General features: G+C 36.9%; 13 protein-coding genes, 1 tRNA gene and 1 pseudogene. 9 read left to right on the top strand and 6 right to left on the bottom strand.

Going from position 1 to position 20460, the window contains the following annotated elements; genetic code table 11:
• Positions 1 to 199: 199 nt before the first annotated feature.
• The 3 genes from K2F26_RS03430 to K2F26_RS03420 all read right to left on the bottom strand — a co-directional run bounded on the left by K2F26_RS03430 (position 200) and on the right by K2F26_RS03420 (position 3101).
• The gene (locus tag K2F26_RS03430; RefSeq protein ID WP_220610358.1) at positions 200 to 613 is read right to left on the bottom strand and encodes a secondary thiamine-phosphate synthase enzyme YjbQ; all 414 of its coding nucleotides are present in this window, start codon (positions 611 to 613) and stop codon (positions 200 to 202) included.
• 71 nt (positions 614 to 684) lie between these two features.
• Positions 685 to 1767, bottom strand: coding sequence for a glycosyl transferase (locus tag K2F26_RS03425; protein WP_220610357.1), 1083 nt, complete (start codon positions 1765 to 1767; stop codon positions 685 to 687).
• Between the two features lie 176 nt (positions 1768 to 1943).
• Positions 1944 to 3101, bottom strand: coding sequence for an aminotransferase class V-fold PLP-dependent enzyme (locus tag K2F26_RS03420; protein WP_220610356.1), 1158 nt, complete (start codon positions 3099 to 3101; stop codon positions 1944 to 1946).
• A gap of 219 nt (positions 3102 to 3320) precedes the next feature.
• On the opposite strand from K2F26_RS03420, the gene K2F26_RS03415 reads away from it, so the two are divergent.
• From K2F26_RS03415 to K2F26_RS03385, 7 genes and pseudogenes are all read left to right on the top strand, one after another.
• The gene (locus tag K2F26_RS03415) at positions 3321 to 4781 is read left to right on the top strand and encodes a TM0106 family RecB-like putative nuclease (RefSeq protein ID WP_220610355.1); all 1461 of its coding nucleotides are present in this window, start codon (positions 3321 to 3323) and stop codon (positions 4779 to 4781) included.
• A 130-nt stretch (positions 4782 to 4911) separates the two neighbouring features.
• A complete protein-coding gene (locus K2F26_RS03410) occupies positions 4912 to 6105 on the top strand; it encodes an esterase-like activity of phytase family protein (RefSeq protein ID WP_220610354.1) in 1194 nt (397 codons plus the stop codon).
• A gap of 197 nt (positions 6106 to 6302) precedes the next feature.
• Positions 6303 to 6665 carry a hypothetical protein gene (locus K2F26_RS03405; protein ID WP_220610353.1) on the top strand — a complete coding sequence of 121 codons (363 nt, stop codon included), beginning with the start codon at positions 6303 to 6305 and terminating at the stop codon, positions 6663 to 6665.
• A gap of 402 nt (positions 6666 to 7067) precedes the next feature.
• A tRNA-Asp gene (locus K2F26_RS03400) sits at positions 7068 to 7141 on the top strand.
• Positions 7142 to 7295: 154 nt separating this feature from the next.
• Entirely contained in the window at positions 7296 to 8735 is a 1440-nt protein-coding gene (gltX, locus tag K2F26_RS03395) for a glutamate--tRNA ligase (protein ID WP_220610352.1), read from the top strand.
• A 335-nt stretch (positions 8736 to 9070) separates the two neighbouring features.
• Entirely contained in the window at positions 9071 to 9565 is a 495-nt protein-coding gene (locus K2F26_RS03390) for a hypothetical protein (RefSeq protein WP_220610351.1), read from the top strand.
• A 128-nt stretch (positions 9566 to 9693) separates the two neighbouring features.
• Positions 9694 to 9903 (top strand): annotated as a pseudogene (locus tag K2F26_RS03385) (hypothetical protein); the annotation flags it as partial.
• Between the two features lie 53 nt (positions 9904 to 9956).
• Here the strand turns inward: K2F26_RS03385 and K2F26_RS03380 are convergent.
• The 3 genes from K2F26_RS03380 to K2F26_RS03370 all read right to left on the bottom strand — a co-directional run bounded on the left by K2F26_RS03380 (position 9957) and on the right by K2F26_RS03370 (position 17126).
• Positions 9957 to 12320 (bottom strand): ABC transporter substrate-binding protein, encoded by a 2364-nt coding sequence (locus K2F26_RS03380; protein WP_220610350.1) that lies wholly within the window; start codon positions 12318 to 12320, stop codon positions 9957 to 9959.
• Positions 12321 to 12424: 104 nt separating this feature from the next.
• Positions 12425 to 15610, bottom strand: coding sequence for an ABC transporter substrate-binding protein (locus tag K2F26_RS03375; protein WP_220610349.1), 3186 nt, complete (start codon positions 15608 to 15610; stop codon positions 12425 to 12427).
• A gap of 256 nt (positions 15611 to 15866) precedes the next feature.
• Positions 15867 to 17126 carry an ATP-binding protein gene (locus K2F26_RS03370; RefSeq protein ID WP_220610348.1) on the bottom strand — a complete coding sequence of 420 codons (1260 nt, stop codon included), beginning with the start codon at positions 17124 to 17126 and terminating at the stop codon, positions 15867 to 15869.
• 825 nt (positions 17127 to 17951) lie between these two features.
• Between K2F26_RS03370 and ftsH2 the strand changes: the two genes are divergently transcribed.
• Both ftsH2 and K2F26_RS03360 read left to right on the top strand, forming a co-directional pair.
• Complete coding sequence (ftsH2, locus tag K2F26_RS03365) at positions 17952 to 19838, top strand: ATP-dependent zinc metalloprotease FtsH2 (protein ID WP_194060069.1); 1887 nt, start codon at positions 17952 to 17954, stop codon at positions 19836 to 19838.
• Between the two features lie 76 nt (positions 19839 to 19914).
• On the top strand, positions 19915 to 20406 hold the full coding sequence (locus K2F26_RS03360; protein ID WP_220610347.1) for a GNAT family N-acetyltransferase: 492 nt from the start codon (positions 19915 to 19917) through the stop codon (positions 20404 to 20406).
• The last annotated feature ends 54 nt before the right edge of the window (positions 20407 to 20460 follow it).

Raw genomic sequence — 20460 nt, 5'->3', positions numbered from 1 at the left:
TTTTCACTTATTATTTTAAGTAATTTTATTTAAGTAGGATGATTAAACCATTTTAGCCCAAATTCAGCTATGGTGAAACTGGTAAATTTAGCAGATAAGTGGACTATTTTGTATATGAATATATTTTGATATTTTTTGAGAGAGAGAATTTTGTATTTTCTTAATTTTGGGTAAAATAATTATCAGTTATTATCATTTATTATCCCCAAATGTGAACTACCAACTCTCTGGTATGATTATGCTGGCGATGTTCCCAAATGTAAATACCTTGCCATGTTCCCAAAACTAGATGACCATTATTAATGGGGATGTTTTCTGAGGTATGAGTTAAAACTGTGCGGATGTGTCCTGGCATATCATCAACACCTTCGGCATCATGGATATAATAGTTGCCTTCTGGTACTAATTTAGCCATAAAATTTGCTAAATCCATTAACACATCAGGATCAGCATTTTCCTGAATGATTAGACTGGCTGAAGTGTGACGCAAAAATAAGGTGCAAAGTCCAGTTTTCACGCCAGACTCTGCGACTATGGTGGCAACTTTTGATGTAATATTCTGAAAGGATTTGCCAGTTGTGGAAATTCTCAGTAATTTTTGATAGTGTGTCATAATAATTTTGGATTTTGGATTTTGGATTTTGGATTTTGGATTTTAGGTTGGGAGTGTTTCAGTAATTTTAGTTAAATTGACTTCAAATAATCTATCACTGCTTTGGCTATAGTTTCATTACCATTTTTAGCTATGGGTTGTGGTTGTTTTGGCGGTTGGGGTAAGTCATGAAGAAAATCCCAAGTTCCATCAAAAAATTCTGTTGGTGTGATAATTTGATGGTGGTTGTAATTCTTAATTCCTTCTAATAGCAAATCAGCTTCCGCAAAGTCATGACGCGGGATGGTAATAATAGGAAGTCCTAGAAGTGTAGCTTCTGCAAAAGTGCTGTACCCTGGTTTAGAAACTACTCTGCTACAAATTGGCATAAAATCAACAGGACGATATTGGCGATTTTGCACTTTAATTAAGTTAGGTAAATCTGGTGCGGAAGCATCAAAGGTGATAAATTGCCAATCAGAAAATTTTTCAATATTATTATAAGGAATTGCTTGTAAACCTAAACCTCCAAATGTTAGCAAGATGGTTTTTTCTGGTGGTGTAGTTATTCCCCAAATGGTGCGGATTTCATCAATAGGGAAACCGGGAGAACCACCTGTTAAACCCACATCTATGATATTAGGAAAAGCAGACATGGGTGTATGGAAGGGAAGACGAAATAAGCGATCGCTTTTAGTATACCAATCACTGACCCAATCAGCAATTTCTGTAAATTCTCCTCCCCAATCTTGATAAATAAAGTCCCAACTAAAGTTACTTATCATCCAACAGGGAATGTTTGCTGCTTTCCCAAACCCAGCCGCCAGAAAAGGAATATCTGCCAATATGAGGTTAACACGATTTTGGCGAAGAAAATTAACTTCCGAAGCAATTAACGAATTTTGATTTTTTTTAATTTCTCTTAACTTGTCTAAGGTTGCTGCTTTATCCATTGTCAAACTGTCAGCTTGAACTACACCTAAATCAAAAGCACGTTGACGCAGAATAAAATCACCTTTGATGTAGGATTCCAGCAACCATCGAGGTGCAGTTGTCACAATAATTAACAGCACTTCTGGACATAATTTTTGAATTGTTGCTGCTATTGATGCGGTGCGGGTAGCATGGCCAAAGCCGTGGTTAGTAATGGTTATATATAAAATTGGACGGTTCATAGATGAGGTGATTAGTGATTAGTGATTGGTGATTGGGTAAAAATTTTCACACAAGTATAAGTAAGTGAACAGAAAAAAACGGAAATATGTAACTGTAACGCAAATTAAAATGTCCCCCTCTTCTCTGTTCCCTGTTCCCTTATCATAACGACAATTTTTAATGCCCACTTACTTATCTACAGATGAGAAAATTCTTTAATTGCTGCTATTAATTGGTCAATTTCTGATTCTAAGGTGAGGTAATGAACACTTACCCGAATACAATTAGGATTGGCAATTGTGCGAGTTAAGATTTTTTGTGATTCTAAAAACTGTACTAATTTTAAACTCGGCTGATTATTGGTTAGCAAAAAGGAAACTAAACCGCTTTGGGGAGGGGAATTTTTTAAACATTTGACATTAGGTAATTCTATCAACTTTTGCCAAAGATACTCACTGTTTCTGCAAATTTGCTGATATCTTTCCTCTGCTGTTCCCCATTGATGATGAATGGCGATCGCTTCCTTTAAAGCAATATATAATGGAGTTGCTAAGGTAGACACTTCATATCGTCGCCCATCTGGTTGCCAATTAATTGGTTGTGCTTGATTATTGGTGATGACTCCATCTAAACCTATAAATGTTGGCTGCAACATTTCCCGTGCTTCGGTTCGTACATACAAACCTCCTACGCCCGCAGGACCGCATAACCATTTATGTCCAGTAAAAGCATAGAAATCTACCCCCAATTCTGTTAGATTTAAAGGTAGAACTCCCACTGATTGAGCCGCATCTACCAACAACAAAGAATTATTTTTTCTGCATATTTCTGTGATTTTGTCAATAGGCAAAACTTGGCCAGTATTCCACAACACATGACTTAAAACTACCAGCCGAGTATTGGGGCAGAGGTTTTCAGCAATAACACTGACAGGATCACCCTCGTTTAAAGTCGCCATGAGTTGACAAGTGGAAACTTCTACAGCGAATCTACGACTAATTTCTTGGGATGTGGCAATCACTCCGGGATGTTCACAGTCAGAAAGCAGTAAATGATCACCAGCTTGCCAATTAATACCCCACATTCCGATATTACAACCAATGGTGACATTACCTGTGAGGGTGATAGTGTCAGATGGTACATTTAAGGTAGAGGCGATCGCCTCCCTTACAGATTGCATTTGGGGAGATATCCAGCGATAAGCTTCCGTACCAAAAGGTCCTATTTCCTGAATATGCGCTTGAGTTTGGCTGATAGCATCCATCGCCCCTTGAGGCATTGGTCCTTGTCCGCCATAATTAAAATAAATCTTGTTCCCTAAAGCTGGAAATTTTTGCCGATGGTGATATAACATATCAATTTGAGATTTTGGATTTTGGATTTTGGATTTTGGATTTTAGATTTGGGATTTTGGATTTGAGATTTTGGATGGGAAATTTAAAATGTTAAATCCGAAAATTGAGCATAAAAACCCCTATTTAACCCCCTATTTATTCATAATATTCTTCTCTCCTGACTCCTGACTCCTGACTCCTGACTCCCAAAATATCCCAATTGTTGTTAACTTAAATGAATGATCATTAATGCTGAACTCCTACTCCAATATCAACGCTGTAAGCGACGGCCTTTTTTAGATACTCATGGTGACTATAGCCAGCGAGATATTCCCCATGAGTTGTTGGTAAAAGTGCAACAGGATAAAATTGCTCATCAGAAAAGTATAATTCATAACCTGTCATATCACAAACCTGTTTTTCCTCCAGGAAACTGGGAAGCAGGTGCAGCAGCCACGATAGAACTGATGCAGCAAGGTGTAGAGTATATACATCATTCTGTATTATTAGCCACTTATGAAGATGAATATACTTTACTGAGTCGTCCAGATTTACTTGTCAAACAGCCTGGAAAATCCAGTTTTGGAGACTGGGTTTATGTTCCTGTGGATATTCAACTAGGTAAACGTCCCAAACAAGAATATCAGGTTATAGCTGCTTTTCACGCAGAAATTTTGGGAGCATTACAGGAAGTAACACTAGCAGAAGCTTGGTTAATCTTGCGGAATAAAGATACAACTTATGTGGTAGACTTGGATAAATGGACACCACAAATGCTGGATATTTTGGCGGAGTATATTCAAGTGGTAGAGTCGCCAGAAGCACCAGAGGTATTTATTGCCCGTCAAAAATGCCATCTGTGTCACTGGTATAATCATTGTTATGCGATCGCCCAATCTCAGCAACATCTTTCACTGTTACCAGGTGTGACACCAATTCGCTACACTCAACTACAAGCATTATCTACTACTACTTTAGAAGCACTCGCTAACACCAATCCCAGCACTTTAGAAAATGTCACTGGTTTTGATACTCAAGTAGCATCTAAATTAATATTACAAGCAAAATCAACATTAGCAAAAACTCCTTTAATTTTACCCTTTGCTTTACCAGCAGAAAAACTCACATTTACCGCCCCTATTGAGTTATATTTTGATATTGAAGCCCAACCGGATTTAAATTTAAATTATCTGTTGGGGGTTTTAGTAGTTGATAGAGAAAATAATACAGAAAAGTTTTATTCATTTTTAGCAGAAACACCAACTCAAGAAAACCTAATTTGGCAGCAATTTTTAGATTTAGTTGGCCAATATCCCCAAGCACCAATTTACCATTTTTGTAATTATGAAGTCGAGACAGTGAAAAAACTAGGGAAACTTTATTGTACACCTTATTCCTTAATTGAACCTATAATGACTAGATTTGTAGATATTTATGAACAATTAACAGAAAGTGTTGCCTTACCAATAGAAAGTTATGCCCTCAAAGCGATCGCACGTTGGTTAGGATTTGAATGGCGTGATCAAGAAGCTAGTGGTGCTAAGTGTATTTATTGGTATGATCAATGGTTAGAAACAGGCGATCGCCATTTTCTGGAACTGATCCAACGGTACAACGAAGATGACTGTCGTGCTACCCGCAAAGTTAAAGATTGGCTAGTTAATTTTTTCCAAACCGAATATACTAGAAAATTAGCGTAATTTGCCAAGGAGTCAGGAGAATGGCTTCGCCACGCTTCGCGAACAAGGATTCAGGAGAAAAAATTAGCTCAAATTACAATTATTTTCATGAGAATTAATAATGAAAATTAATAATGAAAATTAATAATCCATGCAACTAATGAAAAAAATCAGAAAACCATTATTCATTATTTACTTGACGATTAGCATTATCATTAGCAGTATTATTGGTATATTCTTCAGTAATATTGCCTCAGCAACAGTTAAAATAACGGATATAGAATTTATTGGTGCAGCCACCTTACCCACAGGATACTCTTTCCAAAAAACCGAACTAGGAGGATTATCAGGAATTACTTATGATGCTAAAAATGATCTTTATTATGCAATTTCTGACGATAGAGGGCAAAAAGCACCTACTCGATTTTATACCTTAAAAATTGACCTCAGCACAGGAAAATTAACCAAAGATGGAGTTATTCCCGTAGCTGTCACCACCTTATTAAATGAAAATAATCAAAAATTTCCTCCTAGTGAAACCGATACAGAAGGTATTGCTGTAACTAACAAAGCCACTGTATTCGTTGCTTCTGAAGGAGATGTGCAAAAATCAATCAATCCTTTTATTAAAGAATTTTCCCTTGCTTCTGGCCAAGCTATTACCACATTACCCATACCAGATAAATTTTTGTCAGTTCCAAAAAGTCAGCAGGGTATACGTAATAACTTAGCTTTTGAAAGCCTCACCATCTCAGAAAATAATCAATCATTATTTACAGCGACTGAAAACGCACTCATTCAGGATGGTGCAGCGGCAAAACCTGGCTTTGGAAGTCCTTGTCGCATTGTGCAATATAACCTAGCCACCAACCAACCGGAAAAAGAATTTCTGTATATCACAGAACCAGTTACACCGCTATTCAATTTTACAGGCAGATTTGACAGTGGATTACCAGATTTACTTTCTTTAGATAATCAAGGACATTTACTGAGTATAGAAAGAACTTTTACGGGTTTGGGATTTGCGGTTTCTTTGTTTCAGGTTTCCCTAGAAAATGCTGATGATATTCATGATATTAACAGCCTTTCAAACATTGACATCAACAAAATCAAACCTGTAGAGAAAAAACTACTCTTAGATTTACAGACTCTCGATGTAGCTTTAGACAACATAGAAGGCTTAACCCTTGGTCCAAAACTACCTGATGGACAAACTTCCTTAATTCTAGTCAGTGATAACAATTTTAACAAACTTCAAAGCACCCAGATCCTAGCCTTTAAACTCAGGCTAGAATCACCCTTAAATCGGTTATTGCGTCTGCTGAGAATTCCCATTTCTCAGTAGCTTCTTAACAGTTGAACGAAGGCAGGAGTCCGTTTTTGTGGGGATTTATACCCAGATTCATACCCAGATATCCGACTTCTTCAAAAAATCGGGGATCTATTAAAGATGTTGATCCACTTACAGCACTTTCCGGTGTTATACGGTACTGGAGGGGCGGGCAAGACTTGTACTGAGCGGTTAGTGAGCGCAGTCGAACTATGTCGAAGTATGCCCACCCCACTACTGTTCTCTATCATCGGCAACTCGGTCCTAAGTGGTTGCCCTGCTATCTAGATATGCAAAATCCTCATAATACTCAGTTAGTATCAGCTTTGGCTGCGAATAATTCTTACTCTTTGATTCTCTTTACCCTTGAACCTCCCCATCACTGCGCTAATATTCTTAGCAGTAGTATTGCCACAGCACAGAAAGAAAAGTTAAAAGCTTGGGTTAAACAAAGTGAGCAATTACCTTCATCCTCTAAATCTCATACCAGCAAAAAATTGTTAAAGCAGCAGTACAAGCAAATCCAAACTCAAATATTGGCACATCTGGAAGCTAAAAGCCAGTCCACAGGTTAGGAGGTAGGGGAAGCAGGGGGATCTCACAGGGGTAGGTTTTTAATATTAACTGTGAAGGCAGGACTAGGTAGACAAGGAGGGAAGGTAGACAAGGAAGATTTGATACGCACAATAGTATTTTGACGGACTGTTCTTGTTACCAAGAGAATCTGATTTTGTACGGTTTTCCTCCCTTGTCCACTGTCCTTCCAAGTCTTGCCCTGACGACAATGTAAAATACCTACCCTTGTGAGAGTAGGGGGAGCAGGGGAGGATAATAACCCAATCACCAATCACCAATCACTAATCACCAGTGACCAGTCACCTGTGAAAAAAAAATTTCAATTTTTTCTCCCAACTACTTGACAGCAAAAAAATAATAAGCAATAATAGTATAGTTGAGAAAAACACAAATACCTGCAAGGGACTGTAGTTCAATTGGTTAGAGCACCGCCCTGTCACGGCGGAAGTTGCGGGTTCGAGCCCCGTCAGTCCCGTTTTAAAACACTGAGATTAGATTCCTGGGAGAAAATGTTGAATATCTCTCAGGAACGCTGTTTTTAACAGACTGGGAAAATAACCCATATCGGTGGTTTACAACCACTCAGCACTTGTTAAATTAATAATGCTTTGTGAGAGAGAGAATTAACTGTGTCTGTAAGAGTTCGTATTGCTCCTAGTCCTACTGGTAATTTACATATTGGTACAGCGAGAACTGCTGTATTTAATTATTTATTTGCCCATCATCACGGTGGTAAGTTTATTTTACGCATTGAAGATACAGATTTAGAGCGATCGCGTGATGAATATACTGATAATATTCTCACTGGACTGCGTTGGTTAGGCTTAAACTGGGATGAAGGTCCATTTTTTCAATCTCAGCGTTTACACATCTACCAAGCAGCAGTACAGAAATTATTAGATCAAGGTTTAGCTTATCGCTGCTATACTACATCAGAAGAATTGGACGCGCTGCGGGAAGCACAAAAAGCCAGAAATGAAGCACCCCGCTATGATAACCGTCATCGTAACTTGACCCCAGAACAACAAGCAGCTTTTGAAGGGGAAGGTCGTTCTTCTGTAATTCGCTTTAAAATTGACGATGATCGGGAAATTGTTTGGCATGACCTAGTAAGGGGTAAAATGTCCTGGCGTGGTAGTGACTTGGGTGGTGATATGGTCATTGCTCGCGCTTCTGCTGAAGGTATTGGTCAACCACTATATAATTTTGTGGTAGTGGTGGATGACATTGATATGCAAATTAGTCATGTCATTCGTGGTGAAGACCATATCGCTAACACAGCAAAACAGATTTTGTTGTATGAAGCTATGGGTGCAAAAATCCCTGAATTTGCCCATACACCCTTAATTTTGAATCAAGAAGGACGAAAATTATCTAAACGGGACGGAGTAACTTCAATTTCTGACTTTCAGAAAATGGGTTTTACTGCGGAAGGTTTAGTTAATTATATGACATTGCTGGGATGGTCTGCCCCAGATTCTACGCAGGAAATATTCACGTTAGATGACGCTGCTAAAGAATTTACCTTTGAACGGGTAAATAAAGCAGGTGCTAAATTTGACTGGGATAAACTAGATTGGATTAATAGTCAATATATCCATAATATGCCAGTTGATAAACTCATAGATTTGCTCATACCTTTTTGGGAGGAAGCAGGATATACATTTACTGATGCTAGGGAGCGTCCTTGGTTAGAGCAGTTGGTAAGTTTAATTGCTGCTAGTTTAACGCGGTTAGTGGATGCTGTTTCCATGACCAAAGTCTTTTTTACTGATGGGGTAGAGTTCAGTGAAGAAGGTAGTCAACAACTGCAACAAGAAGGGGTGAAACCTGTACTGCAATCAATTTTGACAACTTTGGAAAGTCAACCAGAATTTTCCGCAGATACCGCCCAAAGCATCATTAAACAAGTCGTGAAAGAGCAAGGTGTCAAAAAAGGTTTAGTAATGCGATCGCTCAGAGCAGCTTTAACTGGGGATGTACATGGACCAGACCTAATTCAATCATGGTTATTGCTGAATCAGATTGGTTTAGATAAACAACGTTTAAGCTCTGCACTAGCTAGGTAATAGGTGACTGGGGTGATGGGGTGATGGGGAGGAAAATAAATTCTTACAGCAGTTTTCATGTCTTTAGACCACAGTAAGGGCGAAGCATTCGGATGATAGTCTTAGGTAAAAACCGATAATTAATTGTCCGAATGCTTCGCCCCTACATTGTTGACGCGAAACCTAAATCAAAATGTGGTTTATTTACCTGAAAATAGCTGTAAATTCTTCTTTCTCAACTCCTATTATTCCACTCACCAGTCACCAGTCACCAGTCACCTGATAACTGTAAATATCGGGAACTTAAAATAAAAGATTCTTGTCTTTAAAATTACTTAAATATAAATATAATTACAATGACAAAAAAATCCCTTAATATAGCCATTAGATTATCGTTGATGATAGTTACACTTGGTGTTACAACAGCGATGAATAGTATTGTTAATGCAGAAGAAGTTCCGCCTATTTTTGGTGATATCACCATTAACCGTCAATTTTCACCTGATCCTTTGACAGTCAGGGGAATGAGTGGAGGTTCAGTTCCAGCGAGCAAAGTTAATGGAGAAACTGAAACTCCTACAGGTTCATGTACTGGGTTTGTAGATGAGGACCCAGATCACACTCTAAAACTGCTCAGTAAATTTGACTACCTAAAACTGCAAGTGGAAAGTAAGGCCGACACCACTATAATGATTAAAGGACCAGGTGGTATTTGGTGTAATGATGATTTTGATGGGAAAAATCCTGGTATTGTGGGAGAATGGTTAGAGGGTATTTACAAAATTTGGATTGGTTCTTACGAAAAAGAGAAATATTTTCCTTACAATTTAAAAATCACAGAAGTTAAGTAATATCATGTCCATTTGAATAGTTAGGGTTTGCGGAATTAAGCTAGATCCGCTTCAATTTTAACTTTAGATTTTGTTACCGAGATTCGGGTTTCTTTACCCACAACCTTTTTGTCAGCTTTGACTCATGCAGTTTTGTTGATGCAATGGCGATCGCCCGTGAAACCAAAACTGTGATTAAACAGAATATTAGTTTAGCAGTAATTCCCAACTTAGCCGCATTAGGACTAGCAAGCACTTTGGGGATGCACCCCTTAGCAGCGACGGTAGTACATAATGGTTCTACTATAGGAGTAGGTTTAAATGGTTTACGTCCATTGATGCACAAGGATGAACAATAGCAATTATCTGTAATTTATTACATTATTCGTCATCACTTTAAGTTAAGATGAGCTTACTCCGGCGGAGAATCGAGTAAACTAGGGTTTGACTCATCAATTTGCACAAATTTACCATTCTTAACCTCTACAAGAACAGGTTTTATATCTCTCTCCCTGTTATCTGTAAACTTGAGCGGATAACCTGAAGTTTCATCTGCGGGAAGGTTCACTTGTTGTAAATTTTCCAGTATCGTATCTCGAGAGGCATTAGTTGATAAAGCTTTGATAAATGCTTGTGTAGCATCATAGCTATTGGCTGTAAGATTACTAATATTAATATCCTTTCCCCATAGTGTTTGGGATTCTTGGGCAAAGTTTTTGGTTTGCTCTGTGTCTCTAGACCAAGGAACAATTTCATCTTTAACAGAATAAACTGAACTAAATAAAACTGGGTTGTTTAATGATGTGGTAGTTACAGCAGGAGATATTATGGCTAATTTTGCTTTTTCATATTCTGGTAGTGCGACTTCGGTAGTACGAGTAGAACTATGTCCAATTACTCCCAATATTGAAGCATCCTTCACTAGTTCCTGAGCTACCTGTTTTGATTGGTTTGGGTCGTTACCATCATTGGCAATAACTATTTCTATTAATCTATCACCACGATGTTTTTTATTGAACTGGTCTTGTGCTTGGGCTACTCCACGTAATATCTCTTTAGTATCATTTATATCATTACTTGTTGATATTGATACAACTACTGCTAATCTTGCGATAGGGCTTCCTTGTTTATTAGCGCGGGCGTTGTTGTAGTAAATTAATACTTCTGGGTCATTTTGAACAGATTTTATAGCCTGTTCAAATAAATTAGCAGCTTGTTGATAATCACCCTTTTTGAAGGCTTCAATCCCTTCATCACGAAACCTATTGGGAATGTTGGGAAATAGGGTTTTATCGCCCCGACTGATTCTGCTAGTATCTACTACACACCTAATCCCAAATTCTTTTTTTTCACCTGCTGGACAAGGTTGAGTAGATAAACGATAAATGGTAGCTAAGATAATACTAGTAGCAACAGATAGACATACAAGAATAATTATTATTAATATCGGTGGTTTTTTTCGAGGTGTATCTACTTCGTGATTAACCTCATGATTACTTGTAGTCTGATTTTCAATCTCCTCAGAATGAATATTACTTGTGTTAGTTGTTGTATTCTCTATAATTTGGGGTAGTTCCGTTTTATTATTTTCATTTATATACTCTGCTGGCAATTGTGCATCACCTTGCTGTTCTTTTTGATTCAATTTTTCTAATTCAATAATTTCTTCATTTAGTGAATGAGTTTGTAAAATCCATTTACGGAATAATTCTATTTTAACTTTTTCATCTTTTGTTTTATCTAAAAACTCATTTTCTTTTAAATATTCTTTCGCTTTTATGATCAGATTCATATCTAGATGGGCTTTATTAACTTTAATTAAGTCTAAATAATCTTCTGAAGTGTGTTGAGACTCTGCAACTGCTGACAGAACAACTTTTTCAAGGATAGAAAACTCTTCCCAAAACCAAGATAAACCAGCTTCTGCTAATTCAATAGCTTTGTCTATAATAGCTTCTACATCTTCTCTATTAACTTTATCATTCAATTTATTATTTTCTCTCGCTCTACTAAAAATAGCAAAACATATTACTTGAGTAAAATAGGGATGTCCTGCTGATAGCTTAAAAATAGCTTGAATCGCGTCGTCTCCATACTCAAGTATATTTTGGGCTGGTTGCTTAATTAAATTTGTGGTAGTAGTCTGATCTAATAACTTAATTTCTTTAACAGTAACTATATTCTCAAAACTCCTGATTTTCTTGGAAATATTGAATAATCTGTGATCCATTAATAGAATTACAAAGAGTTTTTGGGTATTCTGAAGTATCGAAAATAAATTTTCATAAAATAGTTTTAATATTATTTCTGGATGATTATTTATGAATATATCAAAGTCATCTAGTAATAAAACTAAATTTTTGCCGTTTAAGGCTTGATATACTTGCGGTAAAAACTCCTTGGAAAAAACGCCATCGTCTGACTCTAGGTCTGTAATTTCGGGTATTTTTATATTCTCTTGTTCTAATGACAAGTCGCTTATAATTTCTTTGGCTAGTTCTGCTAAGATTCTACCTAATGATTGTTGAGAGTAATATTCTAAACTGAATGTCACAAAAGCAAAGTTCTCTTGCAAATCTTTTAATTTATCAGTGATATTACGCACAACAGATGACTTGCCAATGCGTCTTTGTCCGTATAATACTATTACTTGTTTATGCTGTTGGAGATAGTGTCTAATATCCACAAATAGCGATTCTCGCCCAAATAACAACGCTTGGTTAACTGGGCGGCCAAGAACATACGGATTTTTTTGAGGCTTGAAAGAAGTATTCATATTTCCATCATACCTCTAAAAACACCTATTACATCTGCCAAATTAACTATCTTAACTTAATTTCTATAATATTTCTATATAAGTACATCCGCCAAATGAATTAATCATCTTGATTCAATTTCTACAAATTTACCGTCCTTAACTTGTAAAAGTATTGATTCTCCCTGACGCTCTCTGTTCTCTGTGAACTGAAATGGGTAGCCTGACGTTTCATTTGCGGTAAGATTAACGTTTTTTAATCTTTCTAATACTGTCTGACGAGAGGCATTGTTTGATAAAGCCTTAATAAATGCTTGTGTAGCATCATAGCTAGTAGCTGTACGCCAACTAACATCTCCTCCCCATAGTTCTTTTGATTTTTTAGCAAACTCTTCTGCTGCTGATGTTCCTCTAAACCAGGGTATTGCAATTATTAAACCTTCTACATCTTTTCCACCTCTAACTATGGTTTGATTATAGTTATAAAGGGTATCTCCAGCCAACATTTTTACTTCTTGTATGGGAAAATTTTGCGCTTTTAATCTTGCATTTCTGTTGGTAATTTCTTTAACTATATTAATGGCGATATCAGTTGTATCTGGATTTGGAAATAAAAGAGCAGCTTCTGCTTTATCAGTATATACACTTTTGGCAACTTCTTTTTCCGGGTCAAAGGTAGTAGCAGTTAAATCAATTAGGGGTTTACGAACTACCTTACCTCCTAATTTTTCAAACGTATTTGTAAATACCTCTCTGATGCTGTTACTATATGGGCTGTTAGGATTAGCAAAAATTACGGCTTTTTTTAATTTCATTTGCTTATAAGCATACTCGGCTAGTTTTTGACCTGCACTTTCATCTGAATAAACTGATCTAAAGAAAACTGGATTATTGAGTAAAACACTGGTGCTAGTGGCAGAAATAAGAGGTAATCCAGCTTTTTCGTATACTGGTAGTGCAATTTTTGTAACATCACTAGACTTATGTCCAATTACCCCCAAAATTGAAGAATCATTTGCTAATTGTTGAGCTACTTGTTCTACATATTTAGTATTCCCATCTTTAGTATTCCCATTATTAGCATTACCATCATTAGCAATCACAATCTCTAGCAATCTACCATTGAAACCTTTATTCTGATTAAATTGATTTTGTGCTGCTGCTACTCCACGCAATATTTCTTGACCCTCACTGGTATTTTTATTGTCTATTGGTACAACTACCGCGAAAGTAAAAGGAGAACCTTGTTGACGTGCTAGGGCATTATTATAATAAATACGCACTTCTGGATCATTTAGATTTGCGGTTACAGCTTGTTTAAATAAATTAGCAGCTTGTTGATAATCACCTTTTTGGAATGCTTGAATACCCTCATCTCTAAACCTATTGGAAATGTTAGGGAAGAAAGTGCGATCGCCCCGACTAATTCTACTATTATCTACTACACACCAAAACCCAAATTCTTTTTTTTCTCCTACTGGACAAGGCTTGCTAAAAAATACTGTATAACCACCAAAACCCAGAAGCAAAATTATAGCTAATCCTCCTAGAAATCCTCTAAATCTTAAAACCCAGTTCAGCCAGTTTGAAATTGTATTAGTATTTATATTGACAGATGCAGAATTTTCCTCTTCAACGGTAAGCTTCGTTTTAGATTTCAGCGTTTGAATTTCTGCTAATTTGTGTTTAGATGATTTCCTATTAGGATTAATTTGTAAAACAAACTCAAACTGTTCTTCTGCCTTAGCCCATTGTCTTTTAAGTATTAGTTCATGTCCATAATCTTCTCTTACTTCTATTAGAACATCTTTACTTTGTTCACTATCAATTTGGTCAGCCATCGTACAAATTTCTAATGCTTGCTCAAAATCTTGAGCTTGTGATTTTTGTTGAGCTAGAGATAGTAAATATTGTAAAATTGCTTCTTGTTGTTGATAATTATTAGTCTGAGAATAAAATTGATAGGCTCTCTTATATAGATTAATAGCTTCATCTATATTTTGTATATTTAAATACTCTTGAGCCAAATATATTACAGTTTTAAAATTGTTAGGATTAGCTTTTAAGGCTTGCTGGTAAAAACTTAATGATTCTTGATTATACTTTTTTGCGAATGAGAAAATATCATCAACATATTCCTGGTTAATTGTCTCCAATTTAGTAATTTCATCTTTTAAGCGATGTTCTTTCACTAACCAAAGACGGACAAACTCTATTTTTACTTTCTGTTTTGTCCCATCTAAAAAACCATACTCAGATAATTGGTCGTATGCGCCTGTTAAATCTTGTGTTATTTTTATACCATATTTCTTGGTTAATAATGTTAGTGGTTCTTCAATAACAGATTGATTGTTTATGATAGCCATTTCTTGAGCCTCTGCTGCTGCTGCAATAATTATTTGCTGCTGCAAATTCAATCCATCCCAGAACCAAGCTAAACCACCTTTTCCTGCTTCGATTGCTTGGTTTATAACATTTTTAACATTTTGAGGAGTGATAGTCCGTAAATCATCATTGGGGTTGTTTTGATAGTTATCACGTACTTGACCATAAATAGTATCGCAAATAACTTGGGTAAAATAGGGACTTCCAGCAGAGATATTAAAGATGGTATCTATGGTTTCTGGTGGATAGGTTAAAATGCCTTCTGTGGGTTTAGTAATTAACCTTTGGGTATTTTCTTTGTCCAACAAAGCAATTTCTTTATAAGCTGCTTGCTTAAAGAAAGAAGCTAAGGTTTTTAATCTATTTATATGTCTCCCTACAACGGGAATAATAGATAATCTGTTATCTGTGTTTAATAGATGTATTATGTACTCTAAAAATATTCCTGTTTCTTGTTCTTTATTTCTTTCAGTTAAAACATCAAATTCATCCCAAAGAAAAACTATTTTTCTGTTACCAATGTTTCGATAAACTTGATCTAGAAACTCACGATCAAAATTGTGAAAATCTTGTTTTATATTTTCTGCCAAATGTTCTAACAAATTATAGTGGTCTTGTGGTAATTCTAGTTTGTCTAAAATTTCATGGGCAATGTTCGATAAAATTTCAGCATTAGATAATTTCCCTATTGCTTGAAAATCAAAATTGATGAAAATAAATTCATCGCCACCTATCTTTTTAGGAATTAGATTCAGTATAGAAGATTTACCAATACGTCTTTGTCCATACAATAAAGTTTGGTCATTATTGAGAAGATTATCAGAAATCAACGAAAATAAATCTTCCCGCCCAAAAAATTTTTTGGGGTCTGTAATCGGCTTGCCTATGATGTAAGGACTAGGAGGTAGATTAGGTATATTAGTCATAATTTGATATTGATTTTCTCATCTATTGAAAAGATTTTAGCAACTCCACATTAGGTTAACAATGTGTTTTTAAAATATCGTTAATAGGGAAGACTAGAAGAACTTCCCTATTCAGTCCAGTTGCTAGTTATTTAGTTGAGGTTGGTAATGGATAATTCTCAGAAAACTTCCGTTGTTATCGTGTGAATCCTTTAATCTTGGACATCCTGATGAAGACACTTTACCCAACTAGCAACTTAGACGATTAAGAATTTTATTAGGGAAAGAATGGTAATAGTTTCGGAATCCAATCTAATACTGTGTTGACTGTATCGCCATTCTGTGTTAACCAAGTTACGAAATTTTGAACTTGATCCAATTGTTTATGACTAATGAGATTCAGAAATACTAATTGGTTCTCTTCAAAAAAATGTTCCGATGTATTTAATATTGCCTGTGTTGCCCTTTTTTTCATCAGTGGCGAAGTAAAGGAATAAAACGTTTCTGAATCTTGAATACTGGAAGTAATTACACCTCTATCTTTTAATTTTTCCAAGAGCCGTTCATGTTGACTCAGAATTATTCCTATGCCTTTTAAAGTAAATTTTGTATCCTTGATATGACCATCCAGATCCAGCAAAGCTATCAGCATCAATAAAAGCTGTTCTGTCGGATTACATCTTTGCCAAATTACTTCAAAAATCTGTCTAGTATCGGCTTCAAATCTCTGAGCAAATGATTCAGAATTAGCATCCTGACCTCGCTGCATTTCTTGATATATTAAATTTCCAGCAATTTGTACTAAACTAGGATGTCCACCTGTAATATTAATAATTTCCCCCCGTAATGTTGGAGGTCTAACAATATTCAAGATTTGCACCAATTCGCTAGTAGTAAATAGTTTAAGGGATTGAAATAAATAGTGATTGTACCAAGGAGAAGCATGAGGATTAAGTTGCGGTTGCAGTTCACTTAGGGGTTGCAGTGAGGTAACAATCATAGATAAATATTGACTTTCTTCTGCACTAACCGCTAAACTACGACATTCTGCTAAAAATGTTTCCATTTCTGCTTCAGTGTATTGTTCATTTGTGACGACAGATGCATCAAAGTCATCTACTAACAGTAATAAAAATTTACCATTATCACCTAATTTCCGTAATGCTTGGCGGATAATACGACTTGTAGCTGGTTTTTCTAGTAAGGGTTGAATTTCAGATTGTAATTGCGGTTCATTATCTAATTGATTATGTAGCAAATTTAAGATTTCTTGCCAAAAACCAGCAGGTGTGAAAGGAATGATACTTTGGCAGTTTAGTAGTACAACCGCAACTTCGGATGGATCTATGCCATGTTCTCTCAGAGCTTGTTCAGAAGCGAGTTTCCTTAAAAATGAGGTTTTGCCCATCCCCGGACCACCCCAAATGGCAAAATGGCTGCTGTTACAGATTTGGTCAAAGGCAAAGTTAATTTCTGATGTGCGTCCGACAAAATGTTCTGGAGGAACTGGTTTTCCGGGAAAAAAGGGATTGGACATGGTTGTTCGACTGGGTTTGTAAAAAAATATTTGTATATATGAGGATATTACCAGGAAACTGCAAATTACATCACGACTAGCTAAATGTTGCCCAGATTACAGGCAGCCAATTAAAAGACAATATTCTATTAAAACTTTATAACACAGAGAATATATGAGTTAATCTTCGGATATGAAGAACTCATCGCAATTTCTACAAGAAATCTATCATATTTTAGGACTTACGTAAGATGTGACTGAAAACCTTATTCTTCCGTAGGGGTAATTCATGAATTACCCCTACTTTCGTTCCCTTTTGCGTAAGTCCTGACATTTGAAATATTAGTTTCAATATCAGCGATCGCACTATCACCCATCACAAGCAACCTCTCTCAAAACTCTTACCTACCCTGCGGGAACACCTCCGGTGAACGTTTCTTCGTTACTTCGTGGTTCAATCCCCATGTTTTCGTATTTTTTATATTATAAAGTATAATTAACTTTTTATAATAAAAACAAACGCAGATAAACGCAGATAAACGCAGATAAGTCCAACTAAATATATTTGATCATTCAGCGTGGTCTAGCATAAAATGAGTATCAGGGAGAGCAAAAAAGAAATCAGCACCAAACCCTTGATAGATAAGCTTTTGGGAAGATTTAACTTTTAATTTGGAATTTTCAATTGGTATTAGTATGAGAATTAGGTTAAATTTAATTAAGATTCTAGAAAAATTTCATGAATCTGCCATAAGCAAACTACGCTGTCATGGCTGAAATTACAAAATGGATTTATAAACATCCGTTACAAAAGTAGTCATATTGGTACTAGAGGCAAATTAACAGATGAAATTTTCTTGGAGAATTGTAGCACTTTGGTCCGTGCTGGCTTTGGTAATAGGCTTTTTCTTTTGGCAAGGTACTTTTGCCGGTCAACCAGCAGATAACAGCCGTAATGCAGCCAATACCCGCATGACCTATGGGCGCTTTTTGGAATACTTGGACGCTGATCGGGTTACCAGTGTGGACTTGTACGATGGTGGCAGAACTGCAATTATCGAAGCGAACGACCAAGATATTGAAAACCGCATTCAACGCTGGAGAGTAGACTTACCCGTTAACGCTCCTGAGTTGATCAATAAACTCAAAGAACATAACGTCAGCTTTGATGCTCATCCTATCCGCAATGATGGCGCGATCTGGGGTTTGTTAAGTAATCTTTTATTCCCAGTGTTGTTAATTACTGGTTTATTCTTTTTGTTCCGTCGTTCTAATAACCTTCCCGGTGGTCCTGGCCAAGCGATGAACTTCGGTAAGTCTCGCGCTCGTTTCCAAATGGAAGCGAAAACCGGCGTAAAATTTGATGACGTGGCAGGAATTGAAGAAGCTAAGGAAGAATTACAGGAAGTTGTGACTTTCTTAAAACAACCTGAGAAATTTACTGCTGTTGGTGCAAAAATTCCTAAAGGTGTGTTGTTGGTTGGACCTCCTGGGACTGGTAAAACCTTATTAGCAAAAGCGATCGCCGGTGAAGCGGGTGTTCCTTTCTTCTCTATCTCCGGTTCTGAGTTTGTAGAAATGTTTGTGGGTGTGGGTGCTTCCCGTGTCCGCGACTTGTTCAAAAAAGCGAAAGATAACGCTCCTTGTATCATCTTTATTGATGAAATTGACGCGGTAGGTCGTCAACGGGGCGCTGGTATCGGTGGTGGTAATGATGAACGTGAGCAAACCTTAAACCAACTGTTAACAGAAATGGATGGTTTTGAAGGTAATACTGGCATTATTATTATTGCAGCTACCAACCGTCCTGACGTTCTCGACTCTGCGCTATTGCGTCCCGGTCGTTTTGACAGACAGGTAACAGTTGACGCTCCCGATATTAAAGGACGTTTGGAAATTCTCGAAGTTCATGCACGGAACAAGAAATTAGATCCTGGTGTTTCCTTAGAAGCGATCGCCCGTCGTACCCCTGGTTTCAGTGGTGCGGATCTCGCTAACCTCCTCAACGAAGCAGCTATTCTCACCGCAAGAAGACGCAAAGAAGCAATTACTCTGTTAGAAATTGATGATGCAGTTGATCGGGTAGTTGCAGGGATGGAAGGTACTCCTTTAGTAGACAGCAAGAGTAAGCGGTTAATTGCTTACCATGAAGTTGGTCATGCTTTGGTGGGTACTTTGTTAAAGGATCATGATCCTGTACAGAAAGTTACCCTCATTCCCAGAGGACAAGCACAGGGTTTAACCTGGTTTATGCCCAATGAAGAACAAGGTTTAATTTCCCGTTCGCAACTAAAAGCGAGAATTACCGGTGCTTTGGGTGGTCGTGCAGCAGAGGAAGTAATTTTTGGTGCTGCGGAAGTGACAACTGGTGCGGGTGGAGACTTGCAACAGTTATCAGGAATGGCACGACAAATGGTAACACGGTTTGGGATGTCTGACTTAGGTCCTTTATCTTTGGAAAGTCAACAAGGTGAAGTGTTCTTAGGTCGTGACTGGACAACCAGATCCGAGTATTCTGAGTCTATTGCTTCTCGTATTGATGGACAAGTGAGAGCGATCGCTGAAGAGTGTTACGAAAACGCTAAGAGAATTATCCGTGAACATCGTGCAGTTACAGATCGCTTGGTTGATCTGTTAATTGAAAAAGAAACCATTGATGGTGACGAGTTCCGGCAAATTGTCGCTGAGTACACTGAAGTACCTGATAAGCAACAGTTTGTTCCTCAACTGTAAGGGTTTTCAAGAATAGTAAATTAATGGGGATGGTGTCAACTGTCCCTATTTTTTTAAACATATTCCATTTAAAAATATGAACAAGCCAAATATTACAATTAGACAAGCAAATATAGCTGATCATCAAGGTGTGACAAAGTACGCCATCCAATTAGTTTATCAACATCAAAATTTCAATCCCTTGAGGTTTACCACCTTTGAAAATCATGAACAACATCTGTTGGATTTTTTTGCCGAACAAATTAGCAACCCAAAAGCAGTTGTGTTAGTTGTGGAAGTAGAAAATGAAATTGTTGGTTATTCCTTTATACGGTTAGAAGAAAGCAGTTTTGTGGATATTGCACCTGAAACAGTATGGCTGCATGATATATACATTGATGAATCAGCGCGGGGAATGGGAGCAGGAAAATTACTATTAGATGCTTCAATAAATGCGGCAAAAGAGTTAGGTTCACAGGTATTAATACTGCAAGTCGCCGCACAAAATGAATTTGCCAAGAAGCTATTTGAAGCTAATGGATTTAAGGTGGCGACTTACGAGATGATGATGAATTTAAGTGAAGAGTGAAAATACAGGTTTAATCAATCAAAAAACTGATGTAAGCATTCAGCACTTAGAGGT

The organism is Sphaerospermopsis torques-reginae ITEP-024 (assembly GCF_019598945.1).
Classification (GTDB): domain Bacteria; phylum Cyanobacteriota; class Cyanobacteriia; order Cyanobacteriales; family Nostocaceae; genus Sphaerospermopsis.
This window is presented reverse-complemented; position numbering and strand designations above follow the sequence as displayed.